Annotated in this window: 15 protein-coding genes; 9 read left to right on the forward strand and 6 right to left on the reverse strand. The window is 54.2% G+C overall.

Going from position 1 to position 13,493, the window contains the following annotated elements; genetic code table 11:
* Nucleotides 1-129 precede the first annotated feature (129 nt).
* The gene (dut, locus tag V6942_RS07845; protein WP_035895829.1) at nucleotides 130-588 is read right to left on the reverse strand and encodes a dUTP diphosphatase; all 459 of its coding nucleotides are present in this window, start codon (nucleotides 586-588) and stop codon (nucleotides 130-132) included.
* Nucleotides 566-1,786, reverse strand: a complete 1,221-nt coding sequence (coaBC, locus tag V6942_RS07850) for a bifunctional phosphopantothenoylcysteine decarboxylase/phosphopantothenate--cysteine ligase CoaBC (RefSeq protein WP_333501109.1) — start codon at nucleotides 1,784-1,786, stop codon at nucleotides 566-568. The genes dut and coaBC overlap by 23 nt, the downstream gene beginning before the upstream one ends.
* Nucleotides 1,787-1,970: 184 nt before the next feature.
* Here coaBC and radC point away from each other — a divergent pair, with 184 nt between their 5' ends.
* From radC to mutM, 4 genes are all read left to right on the forward strand, one after another.
* On the forward strand, nucleotides 1,971-2,618 hold the full coding sequence (gene radC / locus V6942_RS07855; RefSeq protein ID WP_106924953.1) for a RadC family protein: 648 nt from the start codon (nucleotides 1,971-1,973) through the stop codon (nucleotides 2,616-2,618).
* A gap of 217 nt (nucleotides 2,619-2,835) precedes the next feature.
* Complete coding sequence (gene rpmB / locus V6942_RS07860; protein WP_106924954.1) at nucleotides 2,836-3,072, forward strand: 50S ribosomal protein L28; 237 nt, start codon at nucleotides 2,836-2,838, stop codon at nucleotides 3,070-3,072.
* A 20-nt stretch (nucleotides 3,073-3,092) separates the two neighbouring features.
* The gene (gene rpmG, locus V6942_RS07865) at nucleotides 3,093-3,260 is read left to right on the forward strand and encodes a 50S ribosomal protein L33 (RefSeq protein WP_003024094.1); all 168 of its coding nucleotides are present in this window, start codon (nucleotides 3,093-3,095) and stop codon (nucleotides 3,258-3,260) included.
* A gap of 98 nt (nucleotides 3,261-3,358) precedes the next feature.
* Entirely contained in the window at nucleotides 3,359-4,168 is an 810-nt protein-coding gene (mutM, locus tag V6942_RS07870; RefSeq protein WP_106924955.1) for a bifunctional DNA-formamidopyrimidine glycosylase/DNA-(apurinic or apyrimidinic site) lyase, read from the forward strand.
* Between the two features lie 39 nt (nucleotides 4,169-4,207).
* Here the strand turns inward: mutM and coaD are convergent, their stop codons facing one another.
* A complete protein-coding gene (coaD, locus tag V6942_RS07875) occupies nucleotides 4,208-4,687 on the reverse strand; it encodes a pantetheine-phosphate adenylyltransferase (RefSeq protein ID WP_106925183.1) in 480 nt (159 codons plus the stop codon).
* Between the two features lie 8 nt (nucleotides 4,688-4,695).
* On the reverse strand, nucleotides 4,696-5,973 hold the full coding sequence (waaA, locus tag V6942_RS07880; protein WP_106924956.1) for a lipid IV(A) 3-deoxy-D-manno-octulosonic acid transferase: 1,278 nt from the start codon (nucleotides 5,971-5,973) through the stop codon (nucleotides 4,696-4,698).
* A gap of 387 nt (nucleotides 5,974-6,360) precedes the next feature.
* On the opposite strand from waaA, the gene rfaQ reads away from it, so the two are divergent.
* From rfaQ to waaZ, 5 genes are all read left to right on the forward strand, one after another.
* Nucleotides 6,361-7,431: a lipopolysaccharide core heptosyltransferase RfaQ gene (rfaQ, locus tag V6942_RS07885; protein ID WP_333501064.1), complete on the forward strand. Its 1,071-nt coding sequence runs from the start codon at nucleotides 6,361-6,363 to the stop codon at nucleotides 7,429-7,431.
* Nucleotides 7,428-8,552 carry a glycosyltransferase family 4 protein gene (locus V6942_RS07890; protein WP_106924958.1) on the forward strand — a complete coding sequence of 375 codons (1,125 nt, stop codon included), beginning with the start codon at nucleotides 7,428-7,430 and terminating at the stop codon, nucleotides 8,550-8,552. Before rfaQ ends, V6942_RS07890 begins: the two co-directional genes overlap by 4 nt.
* Nucleotides 8,545-9,342 carry a lipopolysaccharide core heptose(I) kinase RfaP gene (gene rfaP, locus V6942_RS07895; protein WP_333501065.1) on the forward strand — a complete coding sequence of 266 codons (798 nt, stop codon included), beginning with the start codon at nucleotides 8,545-8,547 and terminating at the stop codon, nucleotides 9,340-9,342. The genes V6942_RS07890 and rfaP overlap by 8 nt, the downstream gene beginning before the upstream one ends.
* A gap of 15 nt (nucleotides 9,343-9,357) precedes the next feature.
* Nucleotides 9,358-10,380 carry a lipopolysaccharide 3-alpha-galactosyltransferase gene (waaO, locus tag V6942_RS07900; protein WP_333501066.1) on the forward strand — a complete coding sequence of 341 codons (1,023 nt, stop codon included), beginning with the start codon at nucleotides 9,358-9,360 and terminating at the stop codon, nucleotides 10,378-10,380.
* A gap of 77 nt (nucleotides 10,381-10,457) precedes the next feature.
* Entirely contained in the window at nucleotides 10,458-11,240 is a 783-nt protein-coding gene (gene waaZ, locus V6942_RS07905; RefSeq protein WP_106924961.1) for a 3-deoxy-D-manno-oct-2-ulosonate III transferase WaaZ, read from the forward strand.
* A gap of 45 nt (nucleotides 11,241-11,285) precedes the next feature.
* Here the strand turns inward: waaZ and rfaL are convergent, their stop codons facing one another.
* Nucleotides 11,286-12,506, reverse strand: coding sequence for an O-antigen ligase RfaL (gene rfaL, locus V6942_RS07910; protein WP_333501067.1), 1,221 nt, complete (start codon nucleotides 12,504-12,506; stop codon nucleotides 11,286-11,288).
* Nucleotides 12,507-12,524: 18 nt separating this feature from the next.
* Nucleotides 12,525-13,493, reverse strand: coding sequence for a lipopolysaccharide heptosyltransferase RfaC (gene rfaC / locus V6942_RS07915; protein WP_333501068.1), 969 nt, complete (start codon nucleotides 13,491-13,493; stop codon nucleotides 12,525-12,527).

A 13,493-nucleotide genomic window follows, 5' to 3' on the forward strand; every position in this document is an offset into this window, starting at 1 on the left:
AACACTTGTCAGGCGAGCATCCACACGGTGACCGCAACCATAACGTGCAGTGTTGTTTTTACATTATGACGCCGTGAGATACGTAAAAAACGGGCGCATCACATCCTGCGTGATGCGCCTGAGGGCGGTTTACTGACGCCCGGAGTGGCCGAAGCCACCTTCGCCACGGTCGGTGGCTTCAAACGATTCGACCAGATTAAACTCGGCCTGTACGACAGGAACAAATACCATTTGCGCGACGCGCTCGCCCGGCTCGATGGTGAAAGTCGTCTGACCGCGGTTCCAGATAGACACCATCAGCTGACCCTGGTAGTCAGAGTCAATAAGCCCCACCAGGTTACCCAGCACGATACCGTGCTTGTGACCCAGGCCGGAGCGCGGCAGCATTACTGCTGCCAGAGACGGGTCGGCAATGTGAATCGCCAGACCGGTCGGCAGTAAGGTGGTTTCACCCGGCGCCAGCTCTACGGCGTCATCAAGACAGGCGCGCAGGTCGAGGCCTGCTGAGCCAGCGGTGGCATAGGTCGGCAGCGGGAACTGCTGGCCAATACGCGAGTCCAGAATCTTAACGTCGATTTTTTTCATCATAACGGGTAACGATCTCGTCCAATAATAGTTGGCCCAGGAGTGACTTACTGGCGAGCGGTAAACGCTTCTCGCCGTCCTGCCAGAAAAGGTGCAATGCATTGTTATCGCTATTAAAGCCTTGATTTGACTGCGATACATCATTGGCGCAAATCAGATCAAGGTTCTTGCGGCTACGCTTTTGCCGCGCATATTCTTCCACATTATGCGTTTCGGCGGCAAACCCTACGACATAGGGACGGTGCTCTTTCAGCGCTGCAACGCCGGCGACGATATCCGGGTTTTTCACCATTTTTATTGTGAATTCATCACCCTGGGTATCTTGTTTCTTAATTTTTTCTTCTGCAATGACCGCCGCACGATAGTCTGCAACGGCGGCACAGCCGATAAAAATCTGCTGCTGCGTAACGCCAGCCTGGACGGCGGCGTTCATCTCTTCAGCCGTTGTCACATCAATACGTTGCACGAAGGCTGGCGTCGGCAGCGACACCGGCCCGCTGACCAGCGTAACGTTCGCCCCGCGTTGGGCGGCGGCTTCGGCAATCGCAAACCCCATCTTGCCGGAGCTGTGGTTGGTGATGTATCGCACCGGGTCCAGCGGCTCGCGAGTCGGGCCGGCGGTAATCATGATATGCAGATGTTGCAGATCTTTGACGGGGGCAAAATGGGCGGCGGCCATGTCGACGATGGTCATCGGGTCGAGCATTCGGCCGGGGCCGATATCACCACAGGCCTGGCTGCCGCTATCCGGCCCCCAGATAAGCAAATTGCGCGAGGCGAGTACGCTAAGGTTGTGCTGCGTTGCTGCGGCGCGGTACATCTGCTGGTTCATTGCCGGCACTACCGCCACCGGCGATGGCGTGGCAAGGCAGATGGTCGATACCAGGTCGTTCGCCATCCCGACGGCGACGCGGGCAATCAGGTCGGCCGTGGCGGGGGCGAGGATGACGAGGTCCGCCCATTTGCCCAGCTCAATATGGCCCATTGCGGCTTCTGCGGCCGTATCGAGCAGGCTGTCGGAGACCGGGTAGCCGGAAACCGCCTGCAGGCTCAGCGGGGTGATGAAGGCTTTCGCCGCGTCGGTCATGGCAACGCGCACATCTGCGCCGCGTTCGCGCAGGCGACGCACCAGTTCTGGCGTTTTATAAGCAGCAATACCGCCGCTGACGCCAAGAACAATTTTCTTACCGGCCAGGCTCATCATGATTCTTTCCTGTTAGAGGGACACCAGAATTCGCGCATTTTATCACAATCCTGGCGGGGTCGTGCGCTTACGGCAACGACACTTTGCGAGGCGTTACGCAAGGCCGGAATCTTCGCCTCGCCGCGTTGGCCCTGCGATGTCAGGATGAAGGCAGCCCTATTGAAATGGAGAGCTTACGACCATGATGCCGCGCGAGAAAATGCAGCGATACGGTATTGAGACGCTGACGGATGTTGAATTATTAGCGCTTTTTTTACGCACCGGCACGCGTGAAAAAAGCGTCATGCGCTACTCTCATGACCTGCTGCGCCATTTTGGATCGCTGTACGGCCTGCTTTCGGCGTCGGAAAAAGAGATAACGCATATCGATGGTATGGGGATTGCCAAGTATGCTCAGTTGAAGGGCATTGCCGAACTGGCGCGCCGCTACTTTAGCCTGCGCGTGCTGTCAGAGGAGTCGCTGTTGAGCCCGGAGATGACCCGCGAGTTTCTGCAAAGCCAGCTTGCCGACGAAGAACGAGAAATTTTTGTGGTTATCTTCCTCGATAACCAGCATAAGGTGCTCAAGCACTGCCGACTTTTTTCTGGCACCTTGAGCCATGTTGAGGTGCATCCGCGCGAAATTGTACGAGAAGCCATCAAAGTGAACGCGGCGGCGGTGATCCTTGCACATAATCATCCATCGGGTAATGCAGAACCCAGTAAATCAGACAGACTTATTACCGAAAGGGTGGTAAAATGTTGCCAATTCATGGATGTACGTGTGCTGGACCATCTGGTTATTGGCCGCGGTGAATACGTTTCTTTTGCCGAACGCGGCTGGATTTAGCGGATTATTACGCGATCCACCGGGATCTTTGTCTGTTCGGGACTTGAGCATATCGCCGGGTCAGCGTATACTACGCCACCTTTGAGAATCTCGGGTTTGGCATTTGGGCCTGGCAATCGGGGGTTCACTTAGAACCGTCGTGACCGGGCTTTACAGCCTGACGAGGCGCCGATACCCCATACGAAGCTCGAGCTAATTTGATTTTTGGAGAATAGACATGTCCCGAGTCTGCCAAGTTACTGGCAAGCGTCCGGTGACCGGTAACAACCGTTCCCACGCACTGAACGCGACTAAACGCCGTTTCCTGCCGAACCTGCACTCTCACCGTTTCTGGGTTGAGAGCGAGAAGCGTTTTGTCACCCTGCGCGTATCTGCTAAAGGTATGCGTGTAATCGATAAAAAAGGCATCGATTCAGTCCTGGCTGAACTGCGTGCCCGTGGCGAAAAGTACTAAGTACTTAGAGGAAATAAATCATGGCTAAAGGTATTCGTGAGAAAATCAAGCTGGTTTCTTCTGCTGGTACTGGTCACTTCTATACCACCACGAAGAACAAACGTACTAAACCGGAAAAACTGGAACTGAAAAAGTTCGATCCAGTTGTCCGTCAGCACGTTCTGTACAAAGAAGCTAAAATCAAATAATTTTAGTTTCGATGTCACGAAAAACCTCGCTTCGGCGGGGTTTTTTGTTTTCTGCGCGTCCCCATAATAGAAGCATCTGTATTTGTGACGGAGACGCTATGCCTGAATTACCCGAAGTAGAAACCAGCCGCCGGGGTATTGAGCCTCACCTGGTCGGTGCGACCATCCAGTATGCTGTCATTCGCAACGGTCGCCTGCGCTGGCCCGTCTCCGATGAAATCTACCGCCTGAGCGATAAACCCGTACTCAGCGTCCAGCGACGCGCCAAGTACCTGCTGCTGGAGTTGCCTGACGGCTGGATTATTATCCATCTGGGGATGTCGGGGAGCCTGCGAATTTTGACGCACGAGCTACCGGCAGAAAAACACGATCATGTAGACCTGGTGTTGAGTAACGGCAAAGTGCTGCGTTACACCGACCCGCGCCGTTTTGGCGCCTGGCTATGGACGCCGGTGCTGGAAGGCCACAGCGCGCTCGCTCATCTGGGCCCTGAGCCGCTCAGCGACGAATTTAACGCGGGCTACCTGCTGGCGAAGTGCGCGAAGAAGAAAACGGCGATTAAGCCCTGGCTGATGGATAACAAGCTGGTGGTGGGCGTGGGTAATATTTACGCCAGCGAATCGCTGTTTGCCGCACGGATCCATCCTGATCGGCTGGCCTGTTCGTTATCGGCGGAAGAGTGCGAGCGGCTGGTCGCGGCGATCAAAGCCGTGCTGCAACGATCGATTGAGCAGGGCGGAACCACGCTGAAGGATTTCCTGCAAAGCGACGGTAAGCCGGGCTATTTTGCACAGGAGCTACAGGTGTACGGACGGAAAGGCGAGCCGTGTCGGGTGTGCGGTACGCCAATTATTGCCAGTAAACATGCGCAGCGGGCGACGTTTTATTGTCGACAGTGTCAGAAGTAGCGCCCGCCGGGGCGATGCCCGGCCAGCGTTGACGCGTTGTTACTTAAGCTTTTCCATCAGCGCCTGATGCACGTGCTGTGGCAGGAAGTGCGTCACGTCACCGGCGTGGCGCGCGACCTCTTTCACCAGCGACGATGAAATAAACGACCACTCTTTTGACGGCATCAGGAAGACGCTTTCCAGTTCAGGCATCAGGTGGCGGTTCATGTGCGCTAGCTGCATTTCGTATTCAAAGTCGGCCACGGCGCGCAGGCCGCGAATCAGAATATTGGCCTGCTGGCTGCGGGCAAAATTGGCCATCAAATCGCTGAACCCGAGTACCTCGACGTTGCCCAGGTGCGCGGTAGCCTGCTGGGCCAGGGCAACGCGTTCGTTTAAGTCGAACATCGGTTTTTTGCTGGGGCTGGCCGCAATGGCGAGGATCACCCGATCGAACATGCAGGCTGCGCGGGTCACGATATCAAGGTGACCGTTAGTGAAGGGATCGAAAGTGCCCGGATAAATTGCCCGTTTTTGCATAATCATCCTCAATGCGTTTTCGGTGGCAGGTACGGCTCCAGGAGTTGTAGCAAGCGCTGCAGCGCGCCCTGGTTCTGATACAGGACCTCAACGGCATGACGGCCATAGAAACTGCGGTAATCCGCGTCGCCCAGCAAAGAGGAAACCTCTTTTTCAAGGCTTTCGGCATCGGTAACGGTGATAAGACCGCTCGCCTGTTCCAGACGCGCGCAAATGTCTTTGAAGTTAAACGTATGCGGCCCCATTAGCACGGGAATGGCGTGCGCTGCGGCTTCCAGCGGGTTATGGCCGCCGCGTTCGACCAGCGAGCCGCCAACGAACGCCAGGTCGGCAATTCCGTACAGCAGCATCAGCTCGCCCATGGTATCGCCAATTACCACCTGCGTCGCGGCGGAAGGGACTTCGCCGGAGGAACGGGTTGTGTAGCTCAGGCCAGCCTGACGGGTGAGATTGATGGCGTCCGGAAAACGTTCCGGATGGCGCGGCACCAGAATCAGCAGCAGATCCGGGTAGTGCTTCAGCAGCGCTTTGTGGGCGGCAATGACGATACTCTCTTCGCCTTCATGCGTGCTGGTGGCAATCCACACCGGCCGGCGCGGTGCCCACTGGCGGCGCAGCGTTACCGCTTTGGCAGCCAGCTGCGGCGTGACGGAAATATCAAACTTCAGGCTGCCAGTGATGGTGACCTGATTATTTTTCGCGCCCAGCGCCACAAAACGCTGGCCGTCTTCTTCATTCTGCGCCGCAATCAGCGTAATACGCTGCAGCAGCGTCCGCACGAATGACCCTAATTTGGCGTACCCGGCAGCCGAGCGCTCGGAAAGGCGCGCGTTGGCGATCACCAGCGGAATATGGCGGCGATGCAGTGCGGCAATCAGGTTTGGCCACAGCTCCGTTTCCATAATCAGCACCAGCTTAGGGTCGATTTTATCGAGGAAACGGTTAAGGGCATCGGGTAAATCGTACGGCAGATAAACGTGCTGCACGTCTTTGCCAAATGCCGACTGGACGCGCTCGGAACCGGTGGGGGTCATCGTGGTCACAGTAATCGGCAAATCGGGGTAACGGTGGCGTAGCGCGCGCACGAGCGGAATGGCCGCCAGCGTTTCACCTACGGAAACGGAGTGCAGCATAATCCCGCCGGGCTTAAGCGGCTGGCGATAAAAACCGTAACGTTCACCCCAGCGTTTTCGGTAGGCCGGAGCCTTACGTCCGCGCACCCAAAGCCGTATCCAGATAAGGGGCTGAATAAGGTAGAGAAGGGCGGTGTAAAGCAGTTCAAGCATAATAAATAGCTGAGTTATGAATGTGCTGTGGATTCTAAGTATTTAACTGAGGCTTTACCATTACTTTTGCTGTTTTTGGTCTAAATTATCCACAGTGCAGGGGCTTGCCGTGGATATCACTGCTTATCACCCTTTTTTATGCTGTTCATTGCGGTTAACGCCTCTGGATATGCGGGGACGAACGTCGCGGAAGTTATCGCGATGGATAAGGTATTACTGCCATGATTTATAAAGAAAAATGACTTTATAAAGGCAAAATGCATCCGGTTCGGATTGCGGCGCAAGAAGTGGTACACTAGCGCGGCAAAAAGCGTGCATTTCCGGTCATTGGCCGTAAGCGCGCTTTGTGCCTGTTTTTAGCGGAAAACCTCAACCAAAGAGTCGCGTGTGGATAAGCCATTTCGAAAAATACTGGTCATTAAAATGCGTTTTCACGGGGATATGTTATTAACGACCCCCGTTATTAGCACGCTGAAGCGCCATTATCCTGAGGCGAAAATCGACGTCCTGTTGTATCAGGATACGATCCCTATTTTGTCTGAAAACCCTGAAATTAACGCGCTGTATGGTATTAAAAACAAGAAAGCAAAAACGACAGAGAAAATTACCAACTTCGTCAGTTTAATCAGAGTACTGCGGTCGAATAAATACGATCTGGTCGTCAATATGGCCGACCAATGGATGGTGGCCGTGCTGGTGCGCTTGCTGAATGTCCCGATGAGCATTTCGCAGAATTATCAGCATCGGCAGTCGGCGTTCTGGCGCAACAGTTTTACTCACCTGGCCCCGCAGAAGGGCGAGAATGTCGTGGAAGCGAATCTGTCAGTGCTGGCACCGCTGGGGCTTGATTCGTCTGTTGCCGAAACGACCATGAGCTACAACCCGGCGTGCTGGACGCGCGTGCGCGGCGAGCTGGATAAGGCCGGCGTTGGCGAGCGCTACGTGGTGATCCAACCGACGGCACGGCAGATTTTTAAATGCTGGGAAAATGAGAAGTTCGCAAAGGTGGTGGATGCACTTCATCAGCGCGGCGTTGAGGTGGTGTTGACGTCGGGCCCGAGCGTCGAGGATTTAGCCTGTATCAAGGCGATCGCGCAGGGCTGCGAGCGGCCGCCGGTCACCGCTTTAGCCGGAAAAATGACGTTTCCCGAACTGGGGGCGCTTATCGACCATGCGGCGCTGTTTATCGGCGTTGATTCCGCGCCGGGCCATATTGCAGCGGCGGTAAAAACGCCGTTGATTGCGCTATTTGGTGCCACTAATCATATCTTCTGGCGCCCGTGGTCGGACAATATGATCCAGTTCTGGGCCGGCGACTATCGCCCTATGCCGCCGCGTGAGCAGCGTGACCGTAATGAAATGTACCTTTCGGTTATCCCGGCAGAAGATGTGATTGCCGCGATTGATAAAATACTGCCCGCGGGTCACGGCGAGCCTGTAACCGGCGAGGAATTATGATCGTTGCTTTCTGTTTGTATAAGTATTTCCCCTTCGGCGGCCTGCAGCGCGATTTTATGCGCATTGCGCAGACCGTGGCGGCCCGCGGTCATCAGGTGCGCGTATATACGCAATCCTGGGAGGGAGAGTGCCCGCAGGCGTTTGAGCTCATCAAGGTTCCGGTCAAATCCCATACTAACCACGGCCGTAACGCGCAATATTATACGTGGGTGCAAAACCATCTGCGTGAACATCCGGTGAGTAGAGTCGTGGGCTTCAATAAAATGCCCGGTCTGGACGTCTATTACGCCGCCGACGTGTGCTATGCCGAAAAAGTCGCGCAGGAAAAAGGGTTCTTTTATCGCCTGACTTCGCGCTATCGTCACTATGCGGCCTTTGAGCGGGCAACGTTCGAGCACGGCAAAAACACGCAGCTGTTGATGCTGACGGACAAGCAAATTGCCGATTTCCAGAAACACTATCAGACCGAGTCAGCACGCTTTCATATTCTGCCGCCGGGCATCTATCCAGACAGAAAATACAGCCAGCAGATCCCGGACGCCCGTCAGGTGTACCGGCAGAAGAATGGTCTGACCGAGTCGCAAAACGTGCTGTTACAGGTGGGTTCGGACTTCACGCGTAAAGGCGTTGATCGTACGCTGGCCGCGATGGCCTCGCTGCCGGAAAGCGTGCGCCATAACACGCAGCTGTTTATTGTCGGGCAGGACAAACCGGGGAAATTTGCCGCGCAGGCCGAAAAATACGGTATTCAGCGCAATGTGCATTTCTTTTCCGGCCGCAACGACGTGGCGGAGCTGATGGCGGCAGCTGATTTGCTGTTGCATCCGGCCTATCAGGAAGCCGCGGGAATTGTGCTGCTGGAGGCCGTGACGGCCGGCCTGCCGGTATTAACAACCCGCGTATGCGGCTATGCCCACTACATTGCGGACGCCAACTGCGGCGCGGTAATGGATGAGCCTTTCCGCCAGGAAGCCTTAAATGAGGTTCTCCTCAAGGCGTTAACCCAGCCGGCGCTGCGCGCAGCATGGGCGGAAAATGCGCGCAATTATGCCGATACACAAGATTTGTACAGTCTGGCGGACAAAGCGGCAGATATCATAATAGGTGATTTGGATGGTTGAGCTGAATGAACCGCTGGCCACGCTGTGGCGCGGAAAAGATGCCTTTGAGGAAGTGAAACACCTGCAGGGTGAAGTCTTCCGCGAGCTGGAAACGCGCCGTACGCTGCGCTTCGAGCTGGCGGGCGGCAGCTATTTTCTGAAATGGCACCGCGGTACCTCCCTTAAAGAGATCGTGAAGAACCTGATTTCGCTGCGTATGCCGGTGCTGGGTGCCGATCGCGAGTGGAACGCGATTCATCGCCTGCACGACGTGGGGGTTGATACCATGCACGGCGTTGGTTTTGGGGAGAAAGGGCTGAATCCTCTGACCCGCACCTCATTTATCATTACCGAAGACCTGACGCCCACCATCAGCCTTGAGGATTACTGCGCCGACTGGTTAGCGAATCCGCCCGCGCCCGCGCTGAAACGCATGCTGATTAAGCGTGTGGCGACGATGGTGCGAAAAATGCATTTGAGCGGCATTAACCATCGCGACTGCTATATCTGCCATTTTCTGCTGCACCTGCCGTTTAGCTGCGCCGAAGAAACGTTAAAGATTTCGGTGATTGACCTGCACCGTGCGCAAATTCGCGATCGTGTGCCGCGCCGCTGGCGCGATAAAGATCTTATCGGGCTCTATTTTTCGTCAATGAATATCGGGCTGACCCAGCGCGATGTTCTGCGCTTTATGCGGGTGTATTTTGCTAAGCCGCTGAGAGAGGCGCTGCGAGAAGAGCAGGCGCTTCTGGCTAAAACCGAAGAAAAAGCAAATAAAATCAAAGAAAGAACGATAAGAAAGTCGTTGTAAACGCTGAGGCAGAGCATGGCAAATACGTATTTAAATGCGCAGGAGATGATCAAAGAAAGCATCATCTTTGATGAGCGCGAAACGGCAGAGGGCACGTCACCGCTGCCGGTTGCTTACGGGATTGATAAGAACTTTCTTTTTGGCTGCGGCGTCTCGATTGCTTCCGTTCTGCTGCATAACCGCGACAGCGATTTTATTTTCCATGTCTTTATCGACACCGTTCCGGAAGCCGAAAAGCAGCATTTTGCCCAGTTGGCGAAGGACTATAAAACCTGCATTCAGATTCATATTGTCAACTGCGATCGTCTGAAGGCTTTTCCGACCACCAAGAACTGGTCCGTGGCGATGTATTTCCGCTTTATCATCGGCGACTATTTCATCGGTCAGCAGCCGCGCGTGCTGTATCTGGATGCCGATATTGTGTGCCAAGGAAGCATTAAGCCGCTGGTTACGCTGTTATTAGGCGATAGCGTAGCGGGCGTGGTACCGGAACGTGATAAAAAGTGGTGGCGGTCACGCAGCCAGAGTCTGGAATGCCCGGCGATTGAGAACGGTTATTTTAACTCGGGCGTGTTGCTGCTGAATATTCCGGCATGGGCCAGCGAGTCAGTATCCAGCAAGGCTATGTCGCTGCTGTCCGATAAAAACGTGACGCGCAAGCTGAGCTTTATGGATCAGGATATTCTGAACATCATTCTGGCCGGGAAAGTGACTTTTATCGAGGGGAAATACAACACGCAGTTCAGCCTTAACTATGAGCTGAAGACGGCCTTTGTTAACCCCATTAACGATGGCACCGTGTTGATCCACTACGTTGGGCCCACCAAGCCGTGGCATAACTGGGCTAACTACCCCAGCGCAACGCCGTTCCTCAAGGCAAAGGCGGCTTCGCCGTGGCAATCTACGCCGTTGCTCAAGCCGAATAACGCAAACTACGCGCGCTATTGTGCTAAGCATAATTTCAAGAATAATCAGCCTGTTGCTGGCGTTATGAACTACATTTACTATTTTTATCTGCGGCTGGTGAAGTCGCGTTAGGCTACATAGCGCACGCCTGGCAGGGGTAAATCAGAACATTGGCAGTTGGGTCATAATCCTATTTTGGTGGCAGTCTTATGAGCGGCAAATTGCACGGCATCACAACCGAAGACATTAACGAAATCAAACGTCACAGGACCGCTGAAAGCAGCATTATTTTCCTTTCTGGTCCCTCCTCACTGAAAACGCCATTGAGCCTACTGGCGGCATCAGACGTTATTTCGGTCAACGGTTCGGCCCGCTACCTGCTGGATAACAATATTCAGCCGTTTATTTATGTGCTGACGGATTCGCGTTTTTCTCTGCAGCGTAACGATGATTTCCGCGAGTTTGTGCAAAAGAGTAAATACACCATTGTCAATGGCGAGGTTTACGATAACGCCTCCGCGGAGGATAAGCGCTTCATTGACGATCGCGGTTTCGTGATTCGCTCTTTATATCAGCGGGAGAAAGGCGGCTTCTTTAAGAAACTGAAATTTACGCTGATGGCGAAGCTGGATGAAAACATCCTGATTTCGGTCCCCATGTCGAAAAAGAAACGTCTGGTGGGCTTTAGCCGCGATATCTCTCACGGCTATTGCTCGTGCCATACGGTGGCGTTTGCTGCGCTGCAGGTTGCCTACAGCCTGGGCTATAAGAAAATCGTTCACTCCGGGCTGGATTTAGTGGATACCTGCACGCGTTTTTATGACGAAGAACATAACCCGCAGCCGTCGGAGTTGAGCCGTGATTTAGGTAAAATCCTGCCATTTTATGCCTTTATGCGGGAGAAGGTGCCGGATATTAACGTCTACAACCTCTCTGACAACACCGCCGTCAGCTATGATCTGGTGCCTTTTATTACGCCGGAAGAGGTGTAGCCGGGTCAGAAAAATAAAAAAGGCTGCATTCGCAGCCTTTTTTATTTAGTGCTGTTGGCTTCGCGCCTTCAGCGTGAGCGCAATGCCCAACAGCATCGTCAGGTTCTCTATGCTGACGGTCTCAAAGGCACCGCGGACGAACAGGTTGCCGACCAGGATTAACCCGATCAGGAGCCACGCCTCTTTAATAATGCCCTGGCTTGCCCGGTAGCCTTTGACAGCTTCCGTCAGCAGTGAGATCAGCAAATACCAAACGGCAAACAGGCCCAATAAACCACCGGCATACCACATCGACAGCGTCAGGTTGTGCGGCCCGATGGACTGTTTAAAGAACCACTGCGGATAGTCGTGGACCCGGCTGTTATATACCCGGTAGAAGATATCTTCACCGTAGCCGTAGCCCTTTATTGGGTTTTCCATAATCAGATCCAGCGCCGAACCCTGCGTACCGCCGCCGTAGCGGTAGGAGCTGGAGGTTTGCTGCATCTTATGGAACAACAACTTAAAGGCGTCCCGATCTTTCAGATAGCCGGTGAGCAGCACGCCACCGAGCAGCACGGCGGCAAGCAGCGGTAGTTTCCATTCTCGCTTAATGACGCACCAGATAAATGCTGGGATTAGGATGGCTAACCAGGTACCACGCTGCAGCGTACCCACAATCATAAAGCCCATCACGCAGGCGATCGCAAAGAACAGTACTCTGGCTTTGGTCGTTTTGAAATTCCAGAGGAATAAAAATGCGGGAGCCATAAAGATTAAAATATCTGAGCGGTACTTATGCGCAAAGTCGGTTAACGGCATAATCCCTTGCTGATATTCGCGGTAGTACTGCCAGCCGTCGGCTATCGCCAGCGGCAGAATGCCGACGATCAGCGAATAAATCAGGGTCCTGGCGACATTCTCTTTACTTTCCTCATGCAGCAGGATGGGGATAAGCAGCGTCATCAGCAGCAGTTTTTCCAGCACGGTATTGGCAAATTTACTCAAGCTGTAGGCCGGATCGACGGAAATTGCCACGGCATAGACACACACGGCCACAAAGCACAGAAGGGCATAGGTCAGGTTATTTTTAAAAATACTTAGCAGCTGTGTTTTTTTCTTAGCTACATAATATAGTGCAGTAATCAGCATTAACCCGGTGACTGCATGCTTATAACGGGTAATATGGTCAAAAAAGTTCATTATAATAAATAATGAAACTAACCCACGATTCCATATGGATTGCCAGCATGCTTCCTTATGCTTAACGGATGCTAAAAAATTCATCAAAATACCCTAAAAAGATCACCAGGACTGTATTTTCCGCAGCTCGTGAAGTACCGCGAGCGCGTCAAGCGTTGTTAAATCTTGTGATGCTGAACAGCACGCCACCTGGTTCTTACCGTATCCCCCAATTAATCCAGGGTCGGTTGGCCCATACAGCGTGATATTTGGGCGATCCAGCGCCGCGGTTAAGTGGCTTAATCCGGTATCCACTGAGACAACAAATACTGCCCCTGCCAGCTCGTGTGCCACTTTCTCCAGGCTCAGGCGCGGCAGGACTTCTACATAATCAAATCCCTCTGCCAGGCGTTTTGCGCGAGCTTCCTCGTGCGGCGCGCCCCAGGGGAGCTTGATGCGCAGCCCGCTCTCTTTTAACAGGCCAATCAGTTCGCGCCAGTGGCTCTCCGGCCAGTGTTTATCGTCGCGAGTGGTGGCGTGCAGGAAGACGCAGTAAGGCGCTTCTGCTGGCGCAAGCGTTGCCAGAAAATGCTGGGCGATCGCGTAGTCACCCTGCGTATCGGGCTTGGCATAACCGAGGCTTTTGGCAAACAGCTCGCGGGTGCGCTCTACGGCGTGCTGCTGTTTGGCAATAGGGTGACGACGGTTATAGAACAGGCTGGCCAGCGGTTCGCGGGCGCTGCTCCAGTCCATGCCGTGCTTCACGCCGTGCGCCAGCCGGGTGACCAGCGCGGCGCTTTTTACCAGCCCTTGGGCATCGATGATGGCGTCATAATTCACCGCCTGAACGGCGTCGCGAAAGGCTTTGCGCTCGGCCTTGATGGGGGCAGAGAACCACGCTTTACGCCAGCGGCGAATGGCGACCGGAATCACGCGGTCGACGGCATCGTGCCAGGAAGGGATTTGGGCGAAGCCTTCTTCCACGACCCAGTCAAAGCGGATGCCGGGAATGGCGTGCTGCGCGTCGGTTAACGCCGGTAGCGTGTGCAGGACGTCGCCCATCGAAGAGGTTTTGACAATCAACACCCGCAT

The sequence above is a fragment of the Kluyvera genomosp. 2 genome, assembly GCF_036759865.1.
Classification (GTDB): domain Bacteria; phylum Pseudomonadota; class Gammaproteobacteria; order Enterobacterales; family Enterobacteriaceae; genus Kluyvera; species Kluyvera ascorbata_B.